Source organism: Sporosarcina sp. FSL K6-1540, from assembly GCF_038620285.1.
Taxonomy (GTDB): Bacteria; Bacillota; Bacilli; order Bacillales_A; family Planococcaceae; genus Sporosarcina; species Sporosarcina psychrophila.
In genome coordinates this window covers 804,127-827,801 of record NZ_CP152018.1, presented here as the reverse complement: position 1 = coordinate 827,801, position 23,675 = coordinate 804,127, and the positions used below count along the sequence as shown (strand labels likewise).

Annotated in this window: 16 protein-coding genes, 2 pseudogenes and 1 riboswitch; of the genes and pseudogenes, 12 read left to right on the top strand and 6 right to left on the bottom strand. The window is 38.3% G+C overall.

Annotation, left to right across the window (positions count from 1 at the left end):
• The first annotated feature begins 31 nt into the window (after positions 1 to 31).
• The 6 genes and pseudogenes from MKY15_RS03670 to MKY15_RS03645 all read left to right on the top strand — a co-directional run bounded on the left by MKY15_RS03670 (position 32) and on the right by MKY15_RS03645 (position 7,323).
• On the top strand, positions 32 to 1,657 hold the full coding sequence (locus MKY15_RS03670; RefSeq protein WP_342539008.1) for a peptide ABC transporter substrate-binding protein: 1,626 nt from the start codon (positions 32 to 34) through the stop codon (positions 1,655 to 1,657).
• A 76-nt stretch (positions 1,658 to 1,733) separates the two neighbouring features.
• On the top strand, positions 1,734 to 2,114 hold the full coding sequence (locus tag MKY15_RS03665) for a DUF3899 domain-containing protein (protein WP_342539007.1): 381 nt from the start codon (positions 1,734 to 1,736) through the stop codon (positions 2,112 to 2,114).
• A gap of 18 nt (positions 2,115 to 2,132) precedes the next feature.
• Positions 2,133 to 3,974, top strand: coding sequence for a S9 family peptidase (locus MKY15_RS03660; protein ID WP_342539006.1), 1,842 nt, complete (start codon positions 2,133 to 2,135; stop codon positions 3,972 to 3,974).
• Positions 3,931 to 5,220, top strand: coding sequence for a M20/M25/M40 family metallo-hydrolase (locus tag MKY15_RS03655; protein WP_342539005.1), 1,290 nt, complete (start codon positions 3,931 to 3,933; stop codon positions 5,218 to 5,220). The genes MKY15_RS03660 and MKY15_RS03655 overlap by 44 nt, the downstream gene beginning before the upstream one ends.
• A 168-nt stretch (positions 5,221 to 5,388) precedes the next feature.
• A pseudogene (locus MKY15_RS03650) lies at positions 5,389 to 5,606 on the top strand (methionine ABC transporter permease); the annotation flags it as partial.
• A 373-nt stretch (positions 5,607 to 5,979) separates the two neighbouring features.
• Positions 5,980 to 7,323 carry a cyclic 2,3-diphosphoglycerate synthase gene (locus MKY15_RS03645; protein WP_342539004.1) on the top strand — a complete coding sequence of 448 codons (1,344 nt, stop codon included), beginning with the start codon at positions 5,980 to 5,982 and terminating at the stop codon, positions 7,321 to 7,323.
• 205 nt (positions 7,324 to 7,528) lie between these two features.
• On the opposite strand, the gene MKY15_RS03640 is transcribed toward MKY15_RS03645, so the two are convergent.
• Positions 7,529 to 8,590 carry a permease gene (locus tag MKY15_RS03640; RefSeq protein ID WP_342539003.1) on the bottom strand — a complete coding sequence of 354 codons (1,062 nt, stop codon included), beginning with the start codon at positions 8,588 to 8,590 and terminating at the stop codon, positions 7,529 to 7,531.
• A gap of 609 nt (positions 8,591 to 9,199) precedes the next feature.
• On the opposite strand from MKY15_RS03640, the gene MKY15_RS03635 reads away from it, so the two are divergent.
• The 3 genes and pseudogenes from MKY15_RS03635 to MKY15_RS03625 form a co-directional block, all read left to right on the top strand.
• Complete coding sequence (locus tag MKY15_RS03635; protein ID WP_342539002.1) at positions 9,200 to 9,910, top strand: GDSL-type esterase/lipase family protein; 711 nt, start codon at positions 9,200 to 9,202, stop codon at positions 9,908 to 9,910.
• A gap of 400 nt (positions 9,911 to 10,310) precedes the next feature.
• On the top strand, positions 10,311 to 11,303 hold the full coding sequence (locus MKY15_RS03630; protein WP_342539001.1) for a bile acid:sodium symporter family protein: 993 nt from the start codon (positions 10,311 to 10,313) through the stop codon (positions 11,301 to 11,303).
• Positions 11,304 to 11,467: 164 nt separating this feature from the next.
• Positions 11,468 to 11,581: pseudogene (locus tag MKY15_RS03625) on the top strand (IS4 family transposase); the annotation flags it as partial.
• 622 nt (positions 11,582 to 12,203) lie between these two features.
• Here MKY15_RS03625 and MKY15_RS03620 read toward each other — a convergent pair.
• The 4 genes from MKY15_RS03620 to MKY15_RS03605 form a co-directional block, all read right to left on the bottom strand.
• Complete coding sequence (locus tag MKY15_RS03620; RefSeq protein ID WP_342539000.1) at positions 12,204 to 12,578, bottom strand: carboxymuconolactone decarboxylase family protein; 375 nt, start codon at positions 12,576 to 12,578, stop codon at positions 12,204 to 12,206.
• A gap of 1 nt (position 12,579) precedes the next feature.
• Positions 12,580 to 14,214, bottom strand: coding sequence for a thiamine pyrophosphate-binding protein (locus tag MKY15_RS03615; protein ID WP_342538999.1), 1,635 nt, complete (start codon positions 14,212 to 14,214; stop codon positions 12,580 to 12,582).
• 23 nt (positions 14,215 to 14,237) lie between these two features.
• On the bottom strand, positions 14,238 to 16,454 hold the full coding sequence (locus MKY15_RS03610; protein WP_342538998.1) for an EAL domain-containing protein: 2,217 nt from the start codon (positions 16,452 to 16,454) through the stop codon (positions 14,238 to 14,240).
• Between the two features lie 396 nt (positions 16,455 to 16,850).
• A complete protein-coding gene (locus tag MKY15_RS03605; protein WP_342538997.1) occupies positions 16,851 to 17,078 on the bottom strand; it encodes a hypothetical protein in 228 nt (75 codons plus the stop codon).
• Positions 17,079 to 17,474: 396 nt separating this feature from the next.
• Between MKY15_RS03605 and MKY15_RS03600 the strand changes: the two genes are divergently transcribed.
• The 3 genes from MKY15_RS03600 (at position 17,475) to MKY15_RS03590 (ending at position 22,370) form a co-directional block, all read left to right on the top strand.
• Complete coding sequence (locus MKY15_RS03600; protein WP_342538996.1) at positions 17,475 to 18,731, top strand: S-layer homology domain-containing protein; 1,257 nt, start codon at positions 17,475 to 17,477, stop codon at positions 18,729 to 18,731.
• Between the two features lie 213 nt (positions 18,732 to 18,944).
• Positions 18,945 to 21,482, top strand: coding sequence for an EAL domain-containing protein (locus MKY15_RS03595; protein ID WP_342538995.1), 2,538 nt, complete (start codon positions 18,945 to 18,947; stop codon positions 21,480 to 21,482).
• Positions 21,483 to 22,064: 582 nt separating this feature from the next.
• Positions 22,065 to 22,148, top strand: a riboswitch (cyclic di-GMP riboswitch).
• Positions 22,149 to 22,190: 42 nt separating this feature from the next.
• Positions 22,191 to 22,370, top strand: coding sequence for a hypothetical protein (locus tag MKY15_RS03590; protein ID WP_342538994.1), 180 nt, complete (start codon positions 22,191 to 22,193; stop codon positions 22,368 to 22,370).
• Between the two features lie 707 nt (positions 22,371 to 23,077).
• Here MKY15_RS03590 and MKY15_RS03585 read toward each other — a convergent pair.
• Positions 23,078 to 23,533: an S-ribosylhomocysteine lyase gene (locus MKY15_RS03585; RefSeq protein ID WP_342538993.1), complete on the bottom strand. Its 456-nt coding sequence runs from the start codon at positions 23,531 to 23,533 to the stop codon at positions 23,078 to 23,080.
• Positions 23,534 to 23,675: the final 142 nt, after the last annotated feature.

Here is a 23,675-nt window from a genome sequence, read left to right as displayed (position 1 = left end):
ATTTTTACAAACATAAGGGAGGGTTATTAAATTGAAGAAAATTTTATTATTAATGATTACTATCCTAGCACTCTCAGCTGTTCTTGCTGCATGTAGTGATAAAGATAGTAGTGACACTAGTGATTCATCATCCAAAAAAACAGAAAAACAAGAAATTGTAGTAAACGCGGGAAGTGAGCCTCCAGCAATTGACCCGGCATTAGCAACAGATACAACGTCAGGTTGGGTTTTAGACCATATATTTGAAGGGCTCTACACACGTGATAAAGATGGGAAAACAGTTCCAGGATTAGCAGAGAAAACAGATGTTTCAGAGGATGGGAAGACGTACACATTCACAATTCGTGATGGTGCAAAATGGTCTGACGGAAGTCCATTGACAGCTAATGATTTTGAATTTGCTTGGAAACACGTTCTTAATCCCGACACGGGAAGTTCTTTTGCATTCTATTTGTATTATTTAGTAAACGCGGAAGAGTATAACAAAGGAAACGTTGAAGCAGAAGATGTTGGCGTAAAAGCATTAGATGAAAAAACATTAGAAGTAACTTTAAACGAGCCACTTGGTTATTTTGAAACATTGTTAACAATGTGGACATTTTATCCAATAAAAGAAGAACTAGTTGCTAGCAATGAAAGTTGGTCTGCTGAAGCCAAAACATATGTAAGTAATGGGCCATTCAAAATGACAGCTTGGGAACATGACAGTGAGGTTGTTATTGAGAAAAACGATGAATACTATGATAAAGATAGTGTGAATTTGGACAAAATAACATTCAAAATGGTTAGTGAAGCAACAACATACTATCAAATGTACAAAACTGGGGAACTTGATTTCATTAAGAGTTTACCGACGGATGTAATTGAATCTGAAAAAGGTAATGAAGACTTTGAAATTGCCCCTTATTATGGAACATATATGTACATGTTTAACGTGGAGAAAGAACCATTTACAAATGAAAAGGTACGTAAAGCATTTGGTATGGCAATTGATCGTAAAGTTTTAACAGAAAATGTTACCTTAGCTGGAGAAATTCCTGCGTACGGAATGGTTCCAATTGGAGCTGATACGCCAGAAGGAGATTTCCGTGAAGTTGGCGGAGATTATTTTGAAGAGGATTTCGATAAGGCAAAAAAATTAATAGAAGAAGGTATGGCTGAAGAAGGTTGGACTACTCTTCCGGAAGTTACACTGTTATACAATACAGATGAAAACCATAAGAAAACCGCAGAAGCAGTTCAGGAAATGTTAAAGCAAAATATCGGTGTGGACATCAAGCTTGCGAATCAGGAATGGAAAACATATCTAGAAACAACGAAAACACATAATTTCCAAATGGCGCGTATGGGATGGGTTGGAGTGTTTGTAGATCCTGTAGTGAACTTAGATTACTATTTAGGGGATAGCCCGAATAACCGTACAGGTTGGATCAATGATGACTTTGATCGTTTAATGGCAGAGTCTAAAGTAGAACAAGATACAGCAAAACGCTATGAGTTACTTCATCAGGCTGAAGAAATTTTAATGGCTGACTTCCCAATGATGCCAGTTTACTTCTATACAAACACGTATTTAACGAACGAAAGTATTAAAGGCGCGGCTAATTATGTTAACCGTTTTCCATTCATGAAGTGGGCAGAAGTAACAGGAAAATAATAATTGAACAACCCTCTGTCTTTTTTGGTTGATAGAGGGTTGTTTTAAGTTAAATGAATTGCCAGAGGAGAAAATTATGAAGGTAAATGTTTTTATTGCTAGCTTTAGTTTTATCGTATGGCTGTTGATCAGTAAAGTAGGAAACCTGTCATTACTTGAGATTACTAATTTAACATTTATTGTAGGTCTTATAGCGTTACTTATTTATTCAGTTATCTATATAATTCAGTCTAAATTTCTGGATTTATTTACCAATGGATTTAAAAAGATAAACTATTTAATATTTCCGCAATCCAGGTCTTCGAAAAGAGCGGAAGAACTTGCGGAGAGCGATTATAAACTGAACGAATGGAAACTATCTGTTAAAGAAGTGATGAAAAGATTGGCTGCTGTTATTTCAGTTACCACTTTAGGTATTTCGTTAGTCTGTTTAGCGTTGGATTATTGGATTATATAAAAATGAAGAGGTGTAAAAATGGAAGAGAAACTCTCGCTTTATTTGAATATAGTTAACGGTTATGGCCCGGCTGTAATACCAGGAAAAAACAAATTCACTTTTCTAAGTAAAAAAACTGGAATGCCTCAAGCATATATTTGGAATGGCAATGACGACACTGTACAAGCATTCGGTGATTTTGCAGATCGAATCATGTCTGCATTCCATTCACCATCTGGAAGTCGAACAATAATGGGAATGGACTTTAAAGGGAATGAAAAACAACAATTCTATTTGGTGGATGAAGAAGGGAACTATGAAGAACTTGTTTTATCACCAAATCATTTTCATAACTTTGGTGGCTGGTCCTCTGATGAAAGTAAAGTTATGTATTCAAGTAATCGACGAAATAGTGGTTGCTTTGATATTTTCGCCCTTGACCTTGTCACAAGGAAAGAAGAAATGATATTTGAATACGATGGAAATTGTATGCCAATTTGTTGGGTGAATGAAAGCCATAAGGATATTGTAATTAGTATTCAAGAAACAAATATTGATAGCTCATTTTATATTTTAAATATTGATACAAAAGAATTGACGAAAATAGGACCTGATAGTGGATTTGCAAGATATCAATCCTTAGTGTTATCGAAGGATGGAAAAACTGGATATATTTTATCAGACTTTGAAATGGACCATTTAGCCGTTTACCGATTTTTTATCGATCAACCTGGGAAATTGGAAAAGTTATTACATGAACCTCTATGGGATATAGAAGAAATATCCTTGTCGTCTAACATGGAAACGCTTCTCGTGAATGTAAATGCAGGTGGAACTTCGATTATTAAAAATTATAACCTTCTAACAAACGATGTTAACCAGGTAGAAGGCGTCCCGCGCGGGGTAATTGATTCGTTTAGTTGGATGGATAACAATCGTTTTATATTCGCGCTAAAAAGTGCTACTATGCCCGGTGATATTTGGGCATACGATGTACAAGAGAAGAAAGCCGAACGACTAACGTATTTTGGGGTGTCAGAAGAAATAGAGCATCTTTGGATACAGCCGGAAGTATGTAAGTTCAATTCCTTTGACGGTTTAGAAGTACCTTATTTTTATTATTCCAAGGAACAAAAACCGAAAGCTACTGTTATTTATGTACATGGAGGACCCGAAAGTCAAATCAGGGCTGATTTTAATCCTGTTATTCAGTATTTAATCTCTAAAGGCTTCGCGGTAGTAGCTCCCAACGTAAGGGGGAGCATGGGGTATGGTCGAAAATATGTTCAGTTAGATGACGGAAGAAAAAGAATGGATGCTGTAGCGGATCTTGCGAGTTTAGTGGAAGATCTTGTACAGTCTAAATCGATAGACCGCCATAAAATTGGAATAATGGGCAGAAGTTATGGGGGATTCATGGTGCTAGCCGCCTTAACTCACTATCCGCAATTGTGGGCAGCAGGTGTTGATATTGTTGGAATTTCTCACTTTAAAACTTTTTTGGAGAATACAGGCCCTTGGCGTAGAAAGTTAAGAGAATGTGAATATGGAACACTCGGAGTGGATGATGAATTTTTTGAAGAAATTGCACCTTTAAATCATCTGGCTCAAATTCAAGCACCTTTGTTAGTCTTTCATGGTCAAAATGATACGAGAGTTCCAGTTAGTGAAGCGGAGCAACTAACAAAAGAAATGCGTGAAATGGAAAAAGACGTTGAATTAATCATATTTGAAGATGAAGGTCACCAAACTGAAAAATTAGCCAATCATATTACAATGAATACAAAAATTGTAGAGTTCTTTAATCATAACTTTGAGAATTTGGAGGGGTTCATTCATGAGGGAAAAGCAAGTAATGGAATTGTCAAAACAAGAATATAATTTATCCACTGAGGTGCAAGAAGTTTACAAATTACTCCGTACAAATTCCCAAGTCGAAAAAGGACTTTCTTTTTTAGAGAAAGATAACGATTTTACAACAAATGAACAGATTGAACTTACAGCCATACAAGCACCTACATTTCAGGAAGAAAATCGTGGTATATACTACCAAAATAAATTAAGAAACTTAGGAATTGAGAATGTCGAAATAGACGAGGTTGGTAATGTATTTGGAATCCGTACGGGAACAGGTAAGGGCCCAACTTTAGTTTTGTGTGCCCATCTGGATACAGTATTTCCGGAAGGAACGGATACTGTCGCAAAAAAAATAGACGGGAAAGTATTTGCTCCTGGAATTGCTGATGACGGCAGAGGGTTAGCTTCTGTACTTACAATAATAAGGGCTTTGAACGATGCCAATATTCAAACAGAAGGAGACTTGCTTGTAGGTGCTACAGTGGGTGAAGAGGGACTAGGAGATTTGCTAGGTGTAAAAACCTTTTTTGAAAATCGGAATGATATTGATGGGTTTATTTCTATCGAACCAGGTGAACCCGATCGAGTAATCTATTTAGGAACAGGTAGTAAAAGATATAAAGTTTCATATCGAGGACCGGGGGGACATAGTTTTGGAAACTTTGGAACGCCAAGCCCCATTCATGCACTTGGAAGAGCAATTGCGAAAATAGCTTCTTTAGAAGTACCCGTTAACCCAAAAACAACTTATAATGTGGGCTTAATTAACGGAGGTACTTCTGTCAATACAATAGCTGAAGTGGGTGAAATGGTTATTGATTTGCGTTCTAACTCTCAATACGAATTAGTGGCTTTAGAAGAAAAAGTAATAAATATCATCAAAGAAGCCGCGCAAGAAGAAAATCTTCGCTGGGAAAAAGAAAACGACATAACTGTAGATATAGAACTAGTAGGTAATAGACCAGCAGGTACTCAAAAACCAGATTCTATCATAGTACAAGCTTCAGTCGCTGCTACATCTGTCATTGGCTTTGAACAAATCTTAAGTGAAGCAGGTAGTACCGACTCTAACATTCCAATCAATCTTGGAATACCCGCCATTACTCTTGGCGGTGGTGGTGATTCGGGGGGGCATCACACACTGAAAGAATATTACGATCCAACAGATGCTTTCTATGGTGTACAACAAATATTTTTAACTATTTTAGGACTTGTGGGACTGAAGGAGGTCACTCTACCTCTACTCTCAAAAATAGAAAGTGGAGACTAATCAACTCTTGGCGAACAGTTTGTGGTTAAAATAAAATGTGAAATAGTTACGTTGTATTCCTATGTGTAATAACGTTCAGATTGTTAAAAATAAGCGAAACAAAAATGAAAACCAAACAATTTTATGAATGGTTGGTTTCTAACATACTCTATCCATTCTCACATATAAGTTATTATATTGACGACGGCGATGATCGGACTACTGGGGGCAACAGCAATGGGGGGGCTGTCGGAGGTGGGGGAATCGGCGATTTAGCCATTTCTTACGGTTACCAGAGATTTGATTCTTTTATTATGATTGTCACTGTCATAGTCTAAATTATTTTCGTTCAAATTATACAAACCATCGGGAACTGGCTCGCAGCTAGAGCCAGACGGAAAAGTTAGGGGGCTGCCTGGAAAACGTACTATAATCGTATATAGAAAAAAGACGAAGCCGACCATATCAATGTTTTGGTCGGCTTCGTCTTTCTACTTTCCAATTAAACTACCTTCATTATAATGCCCTGCCCGTCATAGTCCAAATCGAAATGCTGTTTCTTCCGAGTGATTGAAAAATCGATGGGGAGTTGAGCTTTTAAAACGATTGCTGTCGCCTTCCTGCAAGATGATTTCTTGATATCCCGATGGCTAGTTGTCGGAATAGTGTCCGAATTAACTGGATAACTGTCACCCAGTTAATTCATAAAACTCATGTTGTATTAAAATGCAATATACTCTATAATTATAACTAGACATTGTAACTATAGGAGTGAATGCTATGAACAGAAAAAATATAATTATTATAGGCGCAGCAGGAAGGGATTTCCACAATTTCAATACGTTTTATCGTAATAACGAAGAATATCGTGTTGTTGCTTTTACGGCAACACAAATTCCTGATATCGATGGACGTAAATATCCTAGTGAATTAGCTGGTGAACTATATCCAGAAGGTATTTCTATTTATTCAGAAGACCAATTGCCAGCGTTAATTCAAGAGTTGGAAGTTGACGAATGCGTGTTTGCATATAGTGACGTAAGTTATGAATATGTAATGGGCATAGGTGCGATTGTGAATGCAGCGGGTGCTAACTTCACACTGCTAGGACCAAAAGGCACGCAGTTAAAAAGTAATAAACCTGTCATTTCTGTTTGTGCTGTACGAACTGGAACCGGGAAAAGTCAAACGTCACGGAAGATTATTGAAACGTTACTTGAGCATGATTTAAAAGTCATTGCAGTTAGACATCCTATGCCTTACGGCGATTTAAATGCACAGCGTGTTCAGCGCTTTGCAACAGTGGAGGACTTAAAGAAACATAATTGTACGATCGAAGAAATGGAAGAGTATGAACCACATGTGGAACGTGGGAATATTGTTTATGCTGGTGTAGATTATGCAGATATTTTAGCAGCAGCTGAAAATGATCCAGCTGGTTGTGACGTTATTTTATGGGACGGGGGAAATAATGATTTCTCGTTCTTTAAGCCTGATTTAGCCGTTACTGTCTTGGATCCACATCGCCCAGGTCATGAGTTGAAATACTATCCTGGCGAAGTTAGTTTGAGAACAGCCGATGTTGCCATCATTAATAAAGTTGATAGCGCAACAGCAGAATCCATTCAAATCGTGGAAAATAATATTAAACTCGTAAGTCCTAAAAGTAGCATTATTAAAGCTGAATCAAAGATTACAGTCGATCACCCAGAACTTATTATCGGTAAACGTGTATTAGTCGTTGAAGATGGCCCGACATTGACACACGGAGAGATGAAAATTGGTGCGGGAACAGTTGCAGCCGAACGTTTAGGTGCGAAGGAAATCATTGACGCACGTCCATTTGCAGTTGGTACAATAGCAGAAACGTTCAACAAATATCAACATATCCAAAACGTCCTTCCAGCGATGGGATACGGCGAACAACAATTGAAAGATCTTGAAGAAACCATCAATAATGCTGACTGTGATGCCGTGATCATTGGAACACCGATGGATTTAACTCGAATTATTTCGATTAATAAACCTTGTACACGTGTACACTATGATTTAGATGAAGTGGGTAGTCCGAATTTAAGCGATATTTTAAAAGGTTTTATCCAAGAACATAAACTTGTGAAGTAAACAAATTACAGGTACCTATTTTGAAAATACACTTCAATTTTATAATAAAACAATTAAAATCAGACAAATTGGCGACTGTCTGATTTTTTTGTACGTTAATTTGTATATATGAATTGTTTACCAGTGTGTCTTGTATTCAGATGAAAAAATACCTGAGCAAGAGACATATTTCATCTCCTGCTCAGGTATATTCAGTAACTATCTCTTATAAAATATACATACCAATCACACCGCATAGTATACCTAGCAATACGACGGATCCTGCTACAAAAAACAAGACTCTTGTAGGGAACGATTTTGCAACTAACAACAGAGATGGCAGACTGATAGAGGGTAATGTGATTAGGAGTGCTGCAGCCGGACCACCACCGAGCCCAAAGGACATGAACGTTTGGATGATAGGAATTTCCGCAGCTGTCGGAATCACAAATAACATACCTGCGATTGCAAAAATGATAATTGTGAAAATGGTATTAGCAGACGCTTCGCTCACATGCGGGAATAACCAAACGCGAATTGCCCCCATCAATAGAACGGATAGGATATAGGCCGGAAGAATATACAAAGTCATTCTTCCTAAGCTTTTCATCCATCTGGAAATGAAGGATCCTGTCTCCTCGACATCCGCTTCTTTCATGATTTTATCGATATCGACTTGTTTTACTTCCGGCACGAAACGATTGGCCAGATAGCTGACGCCGAAAGTTAAAATAACACCGAACACCAGTCGGAGTAAAGTAAACTCCCAAGACAAAACAAATGTCATGAAAATCAGTGTGGCAGGGTTCAAGGTCGGGTTGCCAAGCCAAAAAGCAAGGCTAGCCCCTACGGAGACATTTTTCTTGCGCAGTCCGACAGCAACTGGTGCAGCACAACAGGTACACATCATGCCTGGAAGTGAAGATAGGCCCCCAATTGCCGTGCTACCAAAAGAAGTTTTTCCAAGCACTCTGAGTAACCAGTTTGCCGGCAATAATACCTGTACCAAAGATCCCAATAGAATACCCAGAACAGCTGCTTTCCAAACGGAATTGAAATAGATCAAAGCATAGGACCAAGCGCCTTCCCAAGAGAAAGATCCTGACTTAGCCGGATCCCCCAAAATGGAATCCCCGATTGAATGAGAATTAATGGCCAAGATGCTTTTGCTATAATACGGCACCCATTTCAAGTAGGCCAATCCTACAATGGCAATCAACAAAAATATCAAAATATAAACAATCGTCCTTTTGGAACGGGACGATTGAGAAGGTAATGAATGATTCATCTGTACATCTCCCATGAAAATAAAATAACTAGCTAATTATAGCACTATATTAAACAAGAAATTAACTATTTTTTCCTTTGTGTTTTTTTGTGCAATTGTAGTGTGCAACAAAGCCCGGAATGTGTGCAACCAATCTCGGGAAGTCTACAACAAATCCGGTGAAGCGACCAACAAACGGGGAGGTGTCCAACGAAACTCTCGAAGTGTGCAACCAAGCCCAGAAAGTGTCCAACCAATCTCGAGAAGTCTGCAATCAATCCCAAGAAGTCTGCAACCAATTCGGGAAAGTGTCCAACCAATCCCAAGAAGTCTACAACCAATTGAGGAAAGTGTCCAACCAACAGGGAAGTATCCAACAAACTAATAGAAATCTCCAACAAATCCGAGAAAGTGTCAAACCTAAATTCAAGTACCTATGCGTGAAAAAATCAAGAATAACACTGTGATTTTATGATAATACAATCAAAATTAGGTTTATGGATGACTGCCTGACTACATAAGGAATTGAACCTGAAATATGAGATGAAATAAAACATTATTTGTTGGAAATCTGGGTATAGATATATTGTAGTAAGCTCCATACATAAGGAATAGATTTAAGAATAGGGAGTGTCAAATTTGAAAAAGATTAAGTCTTTATTAGTTATATCATTACTTTTAAATATCATTTTGATTGGAGTGGGAAGTGTTGGAGTGTCTAAAATAGGCGGCATTGAATTCATTAAAAAACAAATGCAACCGGCACCTTCCGGAAAAGGAACTTCAGATTATTACTTCACGAAAAAAAGTATCTTCGATCAGTCCGATGTTAAAGATGTACATAAAATATTCATTGGGGACAGCATTACAGATTATGGAGAGTTTCAGGAATACTTCCCTAACGAGGTTGTACTAAATAGAGGAATTAGAAACGACGTGTCAAAAGGAGTATTGAATCGAATACAGGAAGTGGTTAATCGGAACCCTAAAGAGGCATACCTTATGATTGGCGTTAACGATATTCGGTACTCCAAAGGTAGTAAGAATTTCGAAAAACACATAACTGCGATTGTGAATTCTTTCAAAGGTGAAAACAGTAAACTCTTTATACAATCCATACTTCCAGTAAATAACGAGCTGTTTGGTAATGAAGTATCTAATAAAAAAGTAAAACAATTTAATGAAGTATTACAAAGAATTGCTGAAGAAAACGGAATCGAATACATTGATTTACATTCTAGTTTCGTGGACAAGAACGGGCAATTGGATGAGAAATTCACAATTGATGGGATTCACTTAAATGGGGAAGGGTACAAGATTTGGGTGGATGCTCTAAGTTGAAAATGATAATTTCAAACCTGTGAGATACTATTTTAGATATACACTACAATTTTATAATAATACAATGAAAAACAGACAAATTAGTGAATGTCTGTTTTTTTATATTTGTTTTCGCATAAGTGATATTTTTGTCTTTTTGTCAAGCACGGTATCTTTCACTCGTTCGGGGAAGTATCTAACCATAGTAAGTCAATTGTACAGGAAAAAATATTTGGACCTGTGCATAGTGTGGTACATTTGGTAATGTGGAAGAAGCAATTGAATTAGCAAATGCCACTGATTATGGACTGGTTGCTGGTGTTTGGACTAAAGATATTGATATAGTACATTATGTAGCGATAGGCGGTGTTCAAATACCGTTTGGAGAATATAAGAATAGGCTCTAAAAAGGAGGTTTGAAATGAAAGCACTTAACAAAATTAGTAGTTTAGCTGGTAAACATTTTGCCCTTATAGTAATCGTGTTTTCAGTCCTAGCTTTTATGGTTCCAAGCTTGTTCTCTTCATTTGGTGCGTATATCACTATCTTACTTGGGGTCGTAATGTTCGGCATGGGACTTACGTTGAAAGCATCCGACTTTAAATTAGTATTTACCAATCCAATCCCTGTTCTAATAGGAATAGTCGCACAATTTTCTATCATGCCAACTATTGCATTTCTCATTGCTTATTCATTAAAATTACCGGCTGAACTTGCCGCTGGTTTGGTTTTACTTGGAAGTGTTCCTGGGGGTACTTCTTCAAATGTAATGGTGTATTTGGCAAAAGGAAATGTTCCTCTATCCATCACCATGACAAGTGTTTCTACATTACTGGCTCCAATTATGACGCCATTACTATTATTAATTTTTGCAGGTCAATGGTTGCCAATTGATCCAATGTCTATGTTTATGTCCATTATACAGGTGATCATTATACCGATTATATTGGGCTTATTAGTTAATAAATTCCTACCTACTGTTACTAGTAAAAGTGAATCTGTTTTACCTCTGATTTCCATTGTTGCGATTACCATTATTGTATCTGCAATTGTTGCAAACAATAAAGAAAATATTGCAACTGCAGGGATACTAGTGTTCGTAGCGGTCTTACTGCATAATGGATTTGGACTTTTATTGGGATACTATGCAGCGAAAGCTTTAAGACTATCTCGTCAAGACCAACGTGCAATATCGATTGAAGTAGGAATGCAGAACTCCGGTCTTGGTGTAGCTTTAGCTGCTGCATATTTCTCGCCACTAGCTGCATTACCAAGTGCATTCGCTTCCGCATGGCAAGTAATTACCGGAACTATTCTCGCTTCCTACTGGGCAAAACATGAAGTACCAAACGATACTAAAGAAATGCAACCACTTCACGATCCTTTCTCAGATGCTGAAGACCTATCAAAATAACATGAAAAAGAGCGCTTGATGAAGTATCAAGCGCTCTAAAACTATTGTTTATCTGTATGAAAAAATAAAGGATATTTCTTGATATAATCGAATAAATTCAACGAAAAGGAACTATGTAAAATCACGATGCAGCTAAAAAGTATTAAATTGAGTACATTGCACACAATTTAAACAATCACCAATGGGCTAAATCCCATAAAATAAAGGCAGTGATAAAGTTGCATCTACGTCTTTTTTTCACGGAAAAAGAAACTTCCTATCCCGAAAAAGTGGTACTCAACCAATGAATGGTTTTCCAAGGAAATGAGGGAAGCCTCCAACAAAACTATTGAAGTCTACAACCAAGCGCAGAAAGTGTCCAACGAACCCCAAGAAGACTACAACCAATTTATGAAAGTGTCCAACCAACAGGGAAGCCTCCAACAAACCTATGGAAGTGTGCAACCAAGCGCAGAAAGTGTCCAACGAACCCCAAGAAGTCTACAACCAATTTATGAAAGCGTCCAACCAACAGGGAAGTGTCCAACAAACCTATGGAAGTGTGCAACCAAGCGTAGAAAGCGTCCAACGAATCCCAAGAAGTCTGCAACCAATTCATGAAAGCGTCCAACCAACAGGGAAGTCTCCAACGAAACTATGGAATTGTGCAACCAAGCGCAGAAAGTGTCCAACGAACCCCAAGAAGTCTACAACCAATTCATGAAAGTGTCCAACCAACAGGGAAGGCTCCAACGAAACTATGGAACTGTCCAACAAACCACATAAACTCTCCAACCAACCCCATAAAAATAGAAAAAACCAAACATATTTACAAATGTCTGGTCTTTTCCATGTTTATTTAAATGTGTGAACTATATGCCTCCATATCAAGCCTATCAATCCTTCAGGCGCCAATAATCCCTACTCATTCTTAGCGAAAATCTCTCCAGCGATACCCATTGCTTGAACGGCCTTAGGGAAACCGACATATCCGGCACACTGGATTATGATTTCGATAATTTCATCTTTTGTGAGGCCGACGTTTAAGGCTGCCTGCAGGTGAACTTTAAATTGTTCAAAAGCTCCCTGTGTGATGAGGGAAGTGAGTGTTATGAATTCCCGTTCTTTAAGGGTAAGACCTTCTCTAGTGTAAAGATCACCAAAGCCGAAGGACACAATCATCTCCCAAAAGTCAGGTGAGATTTTTTTTATGCCTTCCATGCCTGTCCGTACTTCTTGCGAGAATAATTCTTCCATTGCATTTAAACCGTACTCATACCGCTTGTTATTTTCCATATTATTGCCTCCCCATTGTTGGTGGAATTTCATTTTCAAGAACTAATGCTTCAATTACGATCGGTTTGTTGGTTTCTTTAATCATATGTAACGCTTCTTTTATAGCTTCGGTTAGATCATAAGGGGTATGGCATGTAGTTGCTGTTAATCCCATTGATTCGGCAAATTTAGCTACGTCGAGTGGAGTTTCATAAATACCACCGATGGACGTGCCAATCATTTTTTGCATTCCTTTTTCCACCATGTCCAATCGTCCATTATTCAAAACGATGAACAGGACAGGGGAGTTATAGTTGTACGCTGTCGAAAGTTCCGTACCGTGCATGAACATACATCCATCACCAACTAAACAAATAATTGTTTTTTCGGGGGCTGCTAGTTTTGCACCTATGGAATAGCCGATTCCGTTACCCATCGCACCGAATATATCATCAAAGAAGAAAGTTCCTGGTTTGTAAATATCAAAGTATTTAATGCCGTAGAATGAATGGCTCCCATCATCTCCAAAAATAATTGCGTCATCTGGAAGCGTGTTACGCATCACCCGTAATACTTGGACTGCAGACATTCGCTCACCGGGCTGATTATCCTGAAGTGGGCTCAACTTAATTGGTAATAAAAAGGCTTCGCTGTTTGTTTCTGGTATATCCTTTAAAATCGCTGTTAGATTAGATTTAATGTCGCCAAGCACGGGAGTAGTTGGTACTTGAATTGATTTCCCGATAAAGGTTGGGTCATAATCAAAGTGGATGATATGCTCTGGATACATCGCTTCGGATAATCCAGCGATCGACATGTCACTTAATCTTGATCCGATGATAATAAGTAGGTCAACCTGCTCATTAAAGTATTCTGCTGCTTCCACGGTACCGCCCAATCCGAATGCTCCTAAAGAGAGCTTATGATTGGATGGAAATGTACCTTTTCCACCTGGTGTGGTGATGACAGGAATGTTCCAATGCTCAGCAAGATGCTGCACTTCTTCGTAGGCCTTGCTGGAATGAACGCCTTTTCCCAGAAATAGGAGGGGACGCTTGGCCGCATGTAGTTTTTCGAGTACATCATCGGTTTTGGGTGAAATCATTTCATGGGACACTGGAAATTCTAATTGAAATGGTTCGATCTCTTGAAGTAAAATATCAAACGGAATGGATAGATGCACAGGTCCTTTTACACCTGATAACGCTTTTTCAAGGGCATGCTGCAGGAATGGCTGTAGCATATCACCGCGCTCTACCCGTGCACTGAACTTGGTGACAGATTTGAACATATCCACAAGATCGGTACCGAATATGCTGGAGTCCTGACCCATTGCTTTTCCAGTATCTTTCAGTGAAGGGTGCCCTGTGATAATTAATAAGGGAAGATTGGAGGCTTTCGCCTGACCGGCGGCTGTCAGTAGGTTGGTCCCACCAGGCCCAGACGTACCAACTGCGACCCCGATCTTCTGATTCATTAAGGCATAGCCGGAAGCTTCAAACCCAGCGGCTGCTTCGTGTTTACTTAATACAAATTCCAGATCATGTTTCAATATCTCGAATAATATAGGGGATATTGCCTTTCCCGGAATGCCGAAAATATGATTAATACCCCAATATTTGAAATTCGCTACTAATACGGATGCAGTCGTTGTCATGCTGTTTGCTCCCCCTATTATCCTTATCGTACTAAATAAATTTCCTCGATTTCCTCAATTGGAAGTGGCTTGCTGAAGAAATAGCCTTGCGTTATATCACATTGGTGATTTGTCAGGAAGTCGAGCTGTTCCTTTGTTTCAACACCTTCTGCAATCACTTCCTTATGAAGGTTGTGTGCTAACGTGATAATTGCGTTTACAATAATGGCATCATTCGGATCGTTCATTAATTCACTAATGAAGGATTTGTCGATCTTAATATAATCAATCGGGAAGTTTTTAAGATAGTTCAGCGAGCTATAACCAGTCCCGAAATCATCAATACTGATGCCGATGCCGAGCGATTTCAGCTTATTCAATACGAGAATAGAGTATTCGTACTCCATAGCCATATATTCGGTGATCTCGACTACGAAATAGTGCGGGTCGAGTGCTGTACGTTCCAGAACTTCCTCCACAAATGTAATGAGATTTCTAGTAAGAAATTGCTGTGTAGATAGGTTAACTGCAACTTTTACAGGTACCATTCCAGCATCCTGCCATTTTTTGTTTTGGGAACATGCCTCATTGATAACCCACTCTCCAATTTGGGTGATCAATCCATTTTCTTCAGCCAGTTTGATAAATTTACCTGGAGGGAGCAGACCTAACCTTGGATGCTGCCAGCGAATTAATGCTTCAAACCCAATCAATTTACCGGTCTGGTTATGAATTTGCGGCTGATAATGAAGTACAAATTCATTATTATCAAGTGCTTTCCTTAAATCAATCTCGAGACTATATTCATCCATCATATCTTCTAGTAATTCGGAGGTGTGAACGACATAACGATTTTTACCTCGTGATTTTGCCTGATACATCGCATTATCTGCGTATACCATGAACCTCTCCATTGAAACGGGATAGGCGGGATAAATCGCAACTCCGATACTCGCTGTCGTATGCAACTCTTTCTTGCCGACTTGAAAAGGTTCATGAAACAGATTGAGTATCTCTTCGGCCTTTTTCGTCGGATAATCAGGACTACTAAAATCTGTAAGCAGGAAGATAAATTCATCACCACCCATTCGGGCAAGTACATCCTGTTCCCCAAGACAACCAGATAAACGCTCGCTTACTTTGGTAATGAGTTCATCCCCATATGAATGACCAAAGTTATCGTTAATGACTTTAAAGCGGTCCAGATCCATGTACAAAAGAGCCATAGTCCGATTTTGGCCTGCTTTTAGTCCCTGGATGATGATTGCTAGTTCCTTATTAATATATCGTCTGTTTGGTAGGTTTGTTAAATCATCATGATAGGCTAAGTAGTTATATTTTTCCTGCAGTCGGTAACGGTCTGAAATATCTCTGAACTGGCCGAAGGCACCAATCATTTTGTCTTCTTCATAAATAGGCTGGGCATCGAACAGGCAGACAACTAGGTTACCCGCGTTATCTTTAAATTTGATTTCTTCGTTTTCGAATATTTTTCCCTGTTCCAGTACTTCTTTAAAATAGTCTCCCGTTATTGACGATTCGCAAATATTTCTTCCTACAACCGATTCTCTGCTGTTATTCGATATTTTTTGGGCAAAATCATTAAACTCAGTAGTGATTCCAAACTCATCTGTAACAACAATCCCATTTCTTGTTCTGCTTAACATGATTTGATTCATAATATTAAGTTTTTTATTTTGTTTTCTTAATAAAAGTTCCCTTTCAATCGAATCAACCGCCTGGGTTAACATCGTAAGAAAAAGCGGGTTTTGAAATGAGATGGGCATCATGATGGACACACTACCAAGTAGGTTATTGTCATCAGTATAGTGAAATGCAGCCCCATAACACGCAATGTTATGAAGAAACGTATGATAATGTTGTTCGCCAATTAGACTGATTGGGTGTTTTTGTTGCAATGAAAGACTGACGACACTCGTGCCTGTATCTTCCTGGGTGAACAGGCTACTTAGTCTGATCCCAAATTGTTCGATGGTAGACTTTATAGTTTCATCTCCTTCAATTTCAAGAAGATAACCGTTTGCATCCGCAACAACAACGAGTATCGGCGTGCCCTTTAAGGAGTTCAGCAGCTTATTCGAGAAAAAACTCACAACTGATAGAATTCCACTATATGATTTTCTTTTCTCGGCAAACTCCACTTCGCTCAAAAAGTTCTTTGGCCTCGATACCTCATTCGGATCCATTCCGGACGCTTTGCACATTCTTTTAGACTCAGTAATATAGTATGGTTCCGTCATATTTAAGTTCCCCTCCCAATGTCCTTGCAAAAATTATATATTTCCTTGCCTGAATTAGTAGCTGGATTATTAATGAATAAGTAAAAAAATCCTTTTCTGCCGAGGTTAAATCAATAAAAATAACCAGTAGAAAGGATTCTTATAATACCAATTTTACCGTAATTTCAGCTTAATATCAATCTGAGTATTGGCATAGCAGCTAGCTATGCAACGCTACTATTAAATTATGCTAAAGTTGTATAAAAATAGAATGTAAATAAGACGAATTGTCTATTATTTCTTTTTTATATGCTCATTTAGTCATAGGGGATGGTTTGTCTCTTTGTCAAATGGAGGCAGTCTTTAAACATGTCTGCGACTATTTATCCCTTAAAGGTTATAAGTTCATGTCAGCGGTTAGTTGCCTGTTGAAGTAACTGTTGCGGTCTGATCTAACCGTCGATAAAGTGTCCAACCAAGCCGAGAAAATGTCCAACGAAACCCAAGAAGTTTACAACGAACCCATGAAAGTGTCCAACCAACGGGGAAGTCTCCAACGAAACTTTTGAAGTGTCCAACCAAGCCTAGAAAGTGTCTAACGAATCCCGAGAAGTCTGCAACGAATCCATGAAAGCCTCCAACCAACGGGGAAGTCTCCAACGAAACTTCCGAAGTGTTCAACCAATCCTAGAAAATGTCCAACCAATCCCGAGAAGCCTCCAATCAATCTATGAAAGAGTCCAATCAATGGGGAAGTCTCCAACGAACCCATGAAAGCGTCCAACCAACTCGGGAAAGTTTATTTAAATGTGTTGTTTTTAATGGTTCGGGTAAATACTATATAAAAAGGATATTTTTATCCAGAAAAATGTATGGGAAATAACCAAGTCGTTAAAAGTAAGAGAAATTAATTATGGACAGAGATAAGAAGGTGGAAATAATGAATATTCAGCTTGATAGTTTATAAAGTAATGTTGTTCAAGTAATGATAATTGGGTTATAGCTGCATCGAATTACGAAGTAAAAAGGAGATGGTATTAGATGAAAAACCGTTGGATATGGCAATGGCTTAGCTGCATTGTTGTTGTAGCAGTTGTGTCTCTCAGTGGACAAACAAAAGCTTTATCTCAATCGTTTAAAGATGTCTCACAAAACCACCCTTTTCGAGAAATAATTCAGAACATGCAAGTAAGGGGGCTGATTAATGGCTATCCGGATGGCTCGTTCAGACCAGACGAAACAATTTCACGTCAGCATGTTGCTCATTTATTGGATAAAGCATTAGCGTTAGAAGCGAAGACAGTCGCCGTTATTCGTTACAAGGATGTGCCTACGAATCATCCTTACTCAAATGCGATTTTAAAAGTTTCACAAGCAGGAATTTTCAGCGGAGACGTTAATGGGAACTTTAATCCTAACGCACCCATCACACGGGTACAGATGGCTAAAGTACTGGATCTGGCGTTTGAATTAAATATTAAATCCTTCAGCCATTATCGAGATGTAGGTAAAAATAATTGGGGGTTTCTGCACATACAGGCCCTCAATTCAAATGGGATTACAGTTGGAAATAAGGGCTATTTTAAACCGAATGAGCCCGTGACACGTGCCCATTATGCGGCATTTCTGCACCGTGCGTTAAAAATGCCTAAGGTTCCAATCCCTAATCCGAACCTCCCGCCGACGAAAGAGGAAATACTAAATTTAGTCTATAGATTGCCTGTTACAGTTGAAACTACTATTAATAATTCTAAGTTACAGTCGTCCCCGTTTAGCGCGGTTCGTACGGAACTATTGGAAACTGCAACGCAACCGTTAGTGGACTCAGACTTGAAGAATTACTATGCAAATATGTGTACGTATTGTGATATGGGTCTTTTTCCATCTCTAGCGGATGAAACAGATTACCGATTTGAAATTCTTGAAAACACGCCAAATTTAGTTAGGATTCGTACGGTTTCCTTTGATGCTCCGCTTGAAGACGCTGTTTATTTGGAGTATGGGTTTGAAAAACAATCGGGCAAGTGGAAACTGTCAATATTCGACTGGGATCACGTCGGGGCAGGAAGCTTTGACCTTACCAAAGAGGAAGCGCTTCAAATTGTGAAAAATGAGTATGCTAGCTATGCATCGTCGCCGGTACGAGTGACTTTTCTTAACGCCAAGTATGCCGATGTATATGATCCATACACGGACCAGGATTATCGTCGCCTTGTGTACCGAATGCAAGTGGAAACTGAAGAAGGAAGTTTCAATACCTTTTTCTATCCACATAGCGGATTGTTTGATCAAGAATAGACAGTGCATGAAAAGTGTCTCTACGTGACAATTTTCAGAAAATACACTACGCTTGTATAATAATAGAATGAAGATTAGACACTTGGTGAATGTCTGGTCTTTTTTTTGTATTTTTATTCAATAAGTTGATCGGTGAAATGAACAGTCACCAGTTCGACTCTGATACGATTACCGCGGTATTATCTAATCGTTTTTTATAAAGGGGGAGTATAATTGCTAACAAGAATTAATAAAAGGAAAAGATTAATGGCTTATCTGAACGAGGAAAAAAACTCTTATCCGCAAATATTTGAAAATTCTCCTGATATACTTCTCTTCGTTGTTGATCGAAAAGGGGTCATCGTCAGTATACGTGGAGGGAGTGAACTGATAACTGGAACTAAAGTAGAAGAATGCATAGGGGAAAAGTATAGTAACTTTGTTTATGAAGAAGATTTAGAAAGGGTAAAAGGCTACTTCGCCAAAGTTTTAAACGGAGAAGCTCAATATGTAAAATATCGAGTCATTAATGAACATGGTGGAGTCAGTCATATTGATGTAACGCTGACACCTATTCAAATGGAGAATAACGAAGTCTTAGGTCTTTATGGATTAACAAGTAATATTACTGTTGCACAAGAATTGAAGCAGGATATTCAAGAAATGCGCGAAAAACTTCAATCATTAATTCATTATTCTCATGAAATTATTGGCATCCTCGATTCAAAAGGAACAATTGTCTTTGAAAGCCCAGCAATTGAGGCTGTTCTTGGGTATGAAGTGGAGGAGATTACTGGGACAAACTTTTTTGACCTGATACATCCAGATGACCATCAACTGAAGAAGAGTAAATTCAAAGAGATTCTCAAGCGGCCTAATACTCCGTTCACAGTAGAGCTGCGATTAAAGCATAAAAATGGAGAATGGCGTGACTTTGAAGTTATCTATACGAATCTACTCCATGCCCCAAGTGTGAATGGGGTTATTTGTAACTTACATGACATTTCTGAACTGAAAAAGCAACAGCGCGAAATTCAATATATGGCTTACCATGATTATTTAACTGAGTTACCAAATCGACGAGCATTTGAAAATGGAGTGGATCTTGAAATAAGACTAGCGAATATTGATAAGAGAAAGTTCGCCGTTTTGTTCCTTAATCTAGACGGATTTAAGTTTTTAAATGATTCATTAGGTCATGAGGTCGGTGATCTGTTATTAATTGAAATTGCGAGGAAGTTAAAAAATACACTTAATAAAAATATAAAAATGATGGCCAGAATAAGTGGAGATGAATTCGCAATTTTAACTACAAACCTTCAAGACATTCATTCAATTGAACAAATCGCGAAGGATGCATTGCAAGTTTTTGAACAATCATTTGACATTAAAGGTTATAATCTTTTCATTACGACGAGTATTGGTATTAGTATTTATCCTGAATCGGGAGATGATACTGCTTCACTCATGAAAAATACAGGCTTAGCATTGTACCTTGCAGAAAAAGCGGGAAATAATAATTATCAAATTTATTCACCAACGGCCAATGTCGCTACATATAAGGTTTTTTCTTTAAGAAATGAGCTCAAGCAAGCGTTGCATGACAATCAATTTCTTGTCTATTACCAACCGATTGTTCATACGGGGACGAATCAAATTGTTAGTGTAGAAGCGCTACTACGTTGGAATCATCCAGTTTGGGGAATTGTTTCACCGGATGAATTTATTCCGCTGGCTGAGGAGTCGGGATTGATCACTCCAATTGGTGAATGGGTATTGCGGACAGTTTGCAAAAATGTGCGTTTATGGCATAATGCTGGGTACTTTATTCAGGCATCAGTCAATTTGTCACTTGTGCAGTTTTTACAAACAGGTTTAGTCGCTATGATTTCTAGCATCTTACAAGAAAATGAACTTGATCCAAAATGGCTTAACATTGAAATCACGGAAAGTACGATGATGGAGCAGGAAGAAAAAGTATTAGGGAAAATAGAGAAGTTGCGTGGGTTGGGTATACAAATCTCACTTGACGATTTTGGGACAGGCTATGCATCCTTTAAAAGTTTAAGAGACATAAAACCGGATATATTGAAAATAGATAGGAGTTTAATAAAGGACATTCCATCTGATAAGGATAGCGCCGAAATAGTAACCTCAATTATTCAATTAGCACATAGACTCTCAATAGAAGTCGTAGCGGAAGGTGTCGAAACGATAGAACAGCGAGAGTTTGTATCTAATTTACAATGCGATTGGATTCAGGGGTATTTATTTAGCAGACCTGTTTCAGAAGAAAACATTCTAAAGTTATTAGCCGGAAAATCGAATTCTGAAATTGAATCTGTGCCTATAAAAGAAAAAAGAAAATATTTTAGAATTGATCTCCAATATCCGCTTGAAGCATTTATGACGGTGGCAGAATTAAATGGAAAGAAGGTACAATTAGGAAATACAAAAGTGGTAGTTGAAAACATAGGACCGGGTGGATTACGTTTCGTATCCAACATTAAACTTCCTACAAGATCGGACATTGTATTGAAGTTTCAAACAACAATAATTGACGAGGAAATGACGCTTTATGGGACAATTGTATTTGATGAGGAACAAGGAAATCTCTACCGATACGGCGTTAAATTCATAGTCGATGAGAAGGAAAGAGACTACTTGATTAAGAATTTCAACCAATTTCAATTGCAGTTGAAAAAGGATCCGCTCTTAATCGGACATTCATTTGTAACAGAAAATGTGGCAACTTACTTCAAGGGGTTATAAGAGCTTTTAGATACCTGCACACCAGAATAGCTAGAAAATACACTGGAATTTGCATACTGATTAAAATAAAGACCAGACATGTACCTAAATGTCTGGTCTTTTGTGTTGGTGCATGTTTATTGAAGCGAGAACTGGGACTTGTTTGTTAGGTTTCCTCCTATTGAACCGTAAAGTTATAAATGGAATAACCTAACGATATCTAGCATATATTAACGAAAACATAAAAAAGAAATGTGATGGGATATTGAGTTTACCTTAATTCCATTGTTCGTAAAACTGCATAATTAAAGGCTGCCATAAAAATTTACATGTATTCAAAATGCTTTACCCGATACATTTACTGATTCAAAACAATGATTTAGAGGAAGTTTTTTATATAGAAACGGCTCCTTAGAACAAGAAAAATCCTAATATATCTTGCACCTAAGAACTATATTGAAGGGGTGAATAATATACCCAATTGGGAAGTGGATGCTATTCGATAGTTGGAACAGATTGAGATGTAACGGTAGTTCTGGAGTGAATTAACCAATTAATTGACTGTGTATTAAGACTGTTATATAGGCTATACTAATTAGGCAGAACGTATGAGGGCAAAACTAGTGAAAAGTAGTGACGCAAAACTAAAGGGGCTAATGTTTTTGACTATGCCAGCCAGTTACCAGAACGGACCTCCGTACGAATATAAACAGGGGCGGTAATGTAAACATGCGTAAAAAAGTAGCGCTTTTTTGGCATTCGTTGAGCTATAATTATAATGAAATAATTATGAAGGATTGTTTATGTCACGAAATGAAAACTAAAATTAAAGTAAAAAGAGATTATCACTCAGGAAAAATAAAAGAACTTGTTTCAAGTACCCGTGTAGGATCGTATTTAGAGAAATGACTGCATTCTTATATAAATAATGTGAAGATCAGCCATCTAAGCAGGAGGCAGATCTTTTTTGTTTGACGTTTTTGGATTGTGAGAGGAAATCAGTGGAGTGTTTAAGTAGATTATCTGGGTGTCCAACGAAGTCGGTAAGAGTGTGCAACCAAATCACCGGAGTGTGCAACGAAACAAGGGAAGTGTGCAACAAAGTCGGCGAAGTGTCCAACCAAATCATTTGAGTGTCCAACAAAACAAGTGAAGCATGCAACGAACGGCGAAGTGTCCAACCAACTATGAGAAGTGTGCAACGAAGTCGGTGGAGTGTGCAACCAAATCATTGGAGTGTCCAACAAAACAAGTGAAGTGTGCAACGAACGGCGAAGTGTCCAACCAACTATGAGAAGTGTCCAACAAAGTCGGCGGAGTGTCCAACCAAATCATCTGAGTGTCCAACCAACCAAACAAGTGAAGTGTGCAACGAAGTCAGTGGTGTGTGCAATCAAATCATTGGAGTGTCCAACGAAACTATAAAAATCTCCAACAAACTCACTGCTCACCAAATTAGTTGGCAGAACATTAGCCTACAACTCATATAGTACAAGAAATCAAGATTGCAAACAAAAAAGAGGTTGCCCCAAATTCAACGTTGGGGCGACCTCTACTGTTGTTTTCAGGTGCTAAATTATAGAATGACAATCATAATTGTACGTAATTTAATATGCTTAATCGCGGAACGGATCGTCACTTAGTCCCGCTTCAAGGACTAACTTTGCATACTCTTGTGCTGCAATTAGCGAATGATCTTTATAATTGCCACATTCAAGTGCAGAAACGGCGGGAATGTGTTCGGTTGTTACTACTTTTTCGAGCACTGTTGTTAAAGCGGCGGCAACTTCTTTAGGCTCATGTTCATTCCAAATAATCATGTAAAATCCTGTTCTACATCCCATTGGTGAAACGTCGACAATCCCTGTCAGTTCGTCGCGTAAATACGTCGCAAGTAAATGTTCTAGCGTATGAACAGCTGAAGTTGGCATTGCGTCCTGGTTGGGTTGTAAAAATCGTAAATCATATTTTTGAAGAGTACTGCCTTTCTCGTGTTGTTCCGTACCCGCCAAGCGTACATAAGGGGCTTTTACTATCATGTGATCTAATAAAAAGCTTTCCACTACTGCCATTTTAATCATCCTCTCAGGTTTGTCATCTAACCTATCACACTTTAACTAGCTATGTAAACTAATTTATACGTTAATTCTGATAATTATAAATAGCCCTGTTGACAGCAGTAAGAAAGCAGGATACGATTAGTTATTGTAATTC

What these genes read in the sequence shown, in the direction of transcription:
- MKY15_RS03665 (WP_342539007.1), top strand. Translation starts at nt 1,734, where the DNA reads ATGAAGGTAAATGTTTTTATTGCTAGCTTTAGTTTTATCGTATGGCTG.
- MKY15_RS03590 (WP_342538994.1), top strand. Translation starts at nt 22,191, where the DNA reads ATGCGTAAAAAAGTAGCGCTTTTTTGGCATTCGTTGAGCTATAATTAT.
- MKY15_RS03620 (WP_342539000.1), bottom strand. Translation starts at nt 12,578, where the DNA reads ATGGAAAATAACAAGCGGTATGAGTACGGTTTAAATGCAATGGAAGAA.
- MKY15_RS03630 (WP_342539001.1), top strand. Translation starts at nt 10,311, where the DNA reads ATGAAAGCACTTAACAAAATTAGTAGTTTAGCTGGTAAACATTTTGCC.
- MKY15_RS03610 (WP_342538998.1), bottom strand. Translation starts at nt 16,454, where the DNA reads ATGACGGAACCATACTATATTACTGAGTCTAAAAGAATGTGCAAAGCG.
- MKY15_RS03655 (WP_342539005.1), top strand. Translation starts at nt 3,931, where the DNA reads ATGAGGGAAAAGCAAGTAATGGAATTGTCAAAACAAGAATATAATTTA.
- MKY15_RS03660 (WP_342539006.1), top strand. Translation starts at nt 2,133, where the DNA reads ATGGAAGAGAAACTCTCGCTTTATTTGAATATAGTTAACGGTTATGGC.
- MKY15_RS03600 (WP_342538996.1), top strand. Translation starts at nt 17,475, where the DNA reads ATGAAAAACCGTTGGATATGGCAATGGCTTAGCTGCATTGTTGTTGTA.
- MKY15_RS03585 (WP_342538993.1), bottom strand. Translation starts at nt 23,533, where the DNA reads ATGGCAGTAGTGGAAAGCTTTTTATTAGATCACATGATAGTAAAAGCC.
- MKY15_RS03640 (WP_342539003.1), bottom strand. Translation starts at nt 8,590, where the DNA reads ATGAATCATTCATTACCTTCTCAATCGTCCCGTTCCAAAAGGACGATT.
- MKY15_RS03645 (WP_342539004.1), top strand. Translation starts at nt 5,980, where the DNA reads ATGAACAGAAAAAATATAATTATTATAGGCGCAGCAGGAAGGGATTTC.
- MKY15_RS03615 (WP_342538999.1), bottom strand. Translation starts at nt 14,214, where the DNA reads ATGACAACGACTGCATCCGTATTAGTAGCGAATTTCAAATATTGGGGT.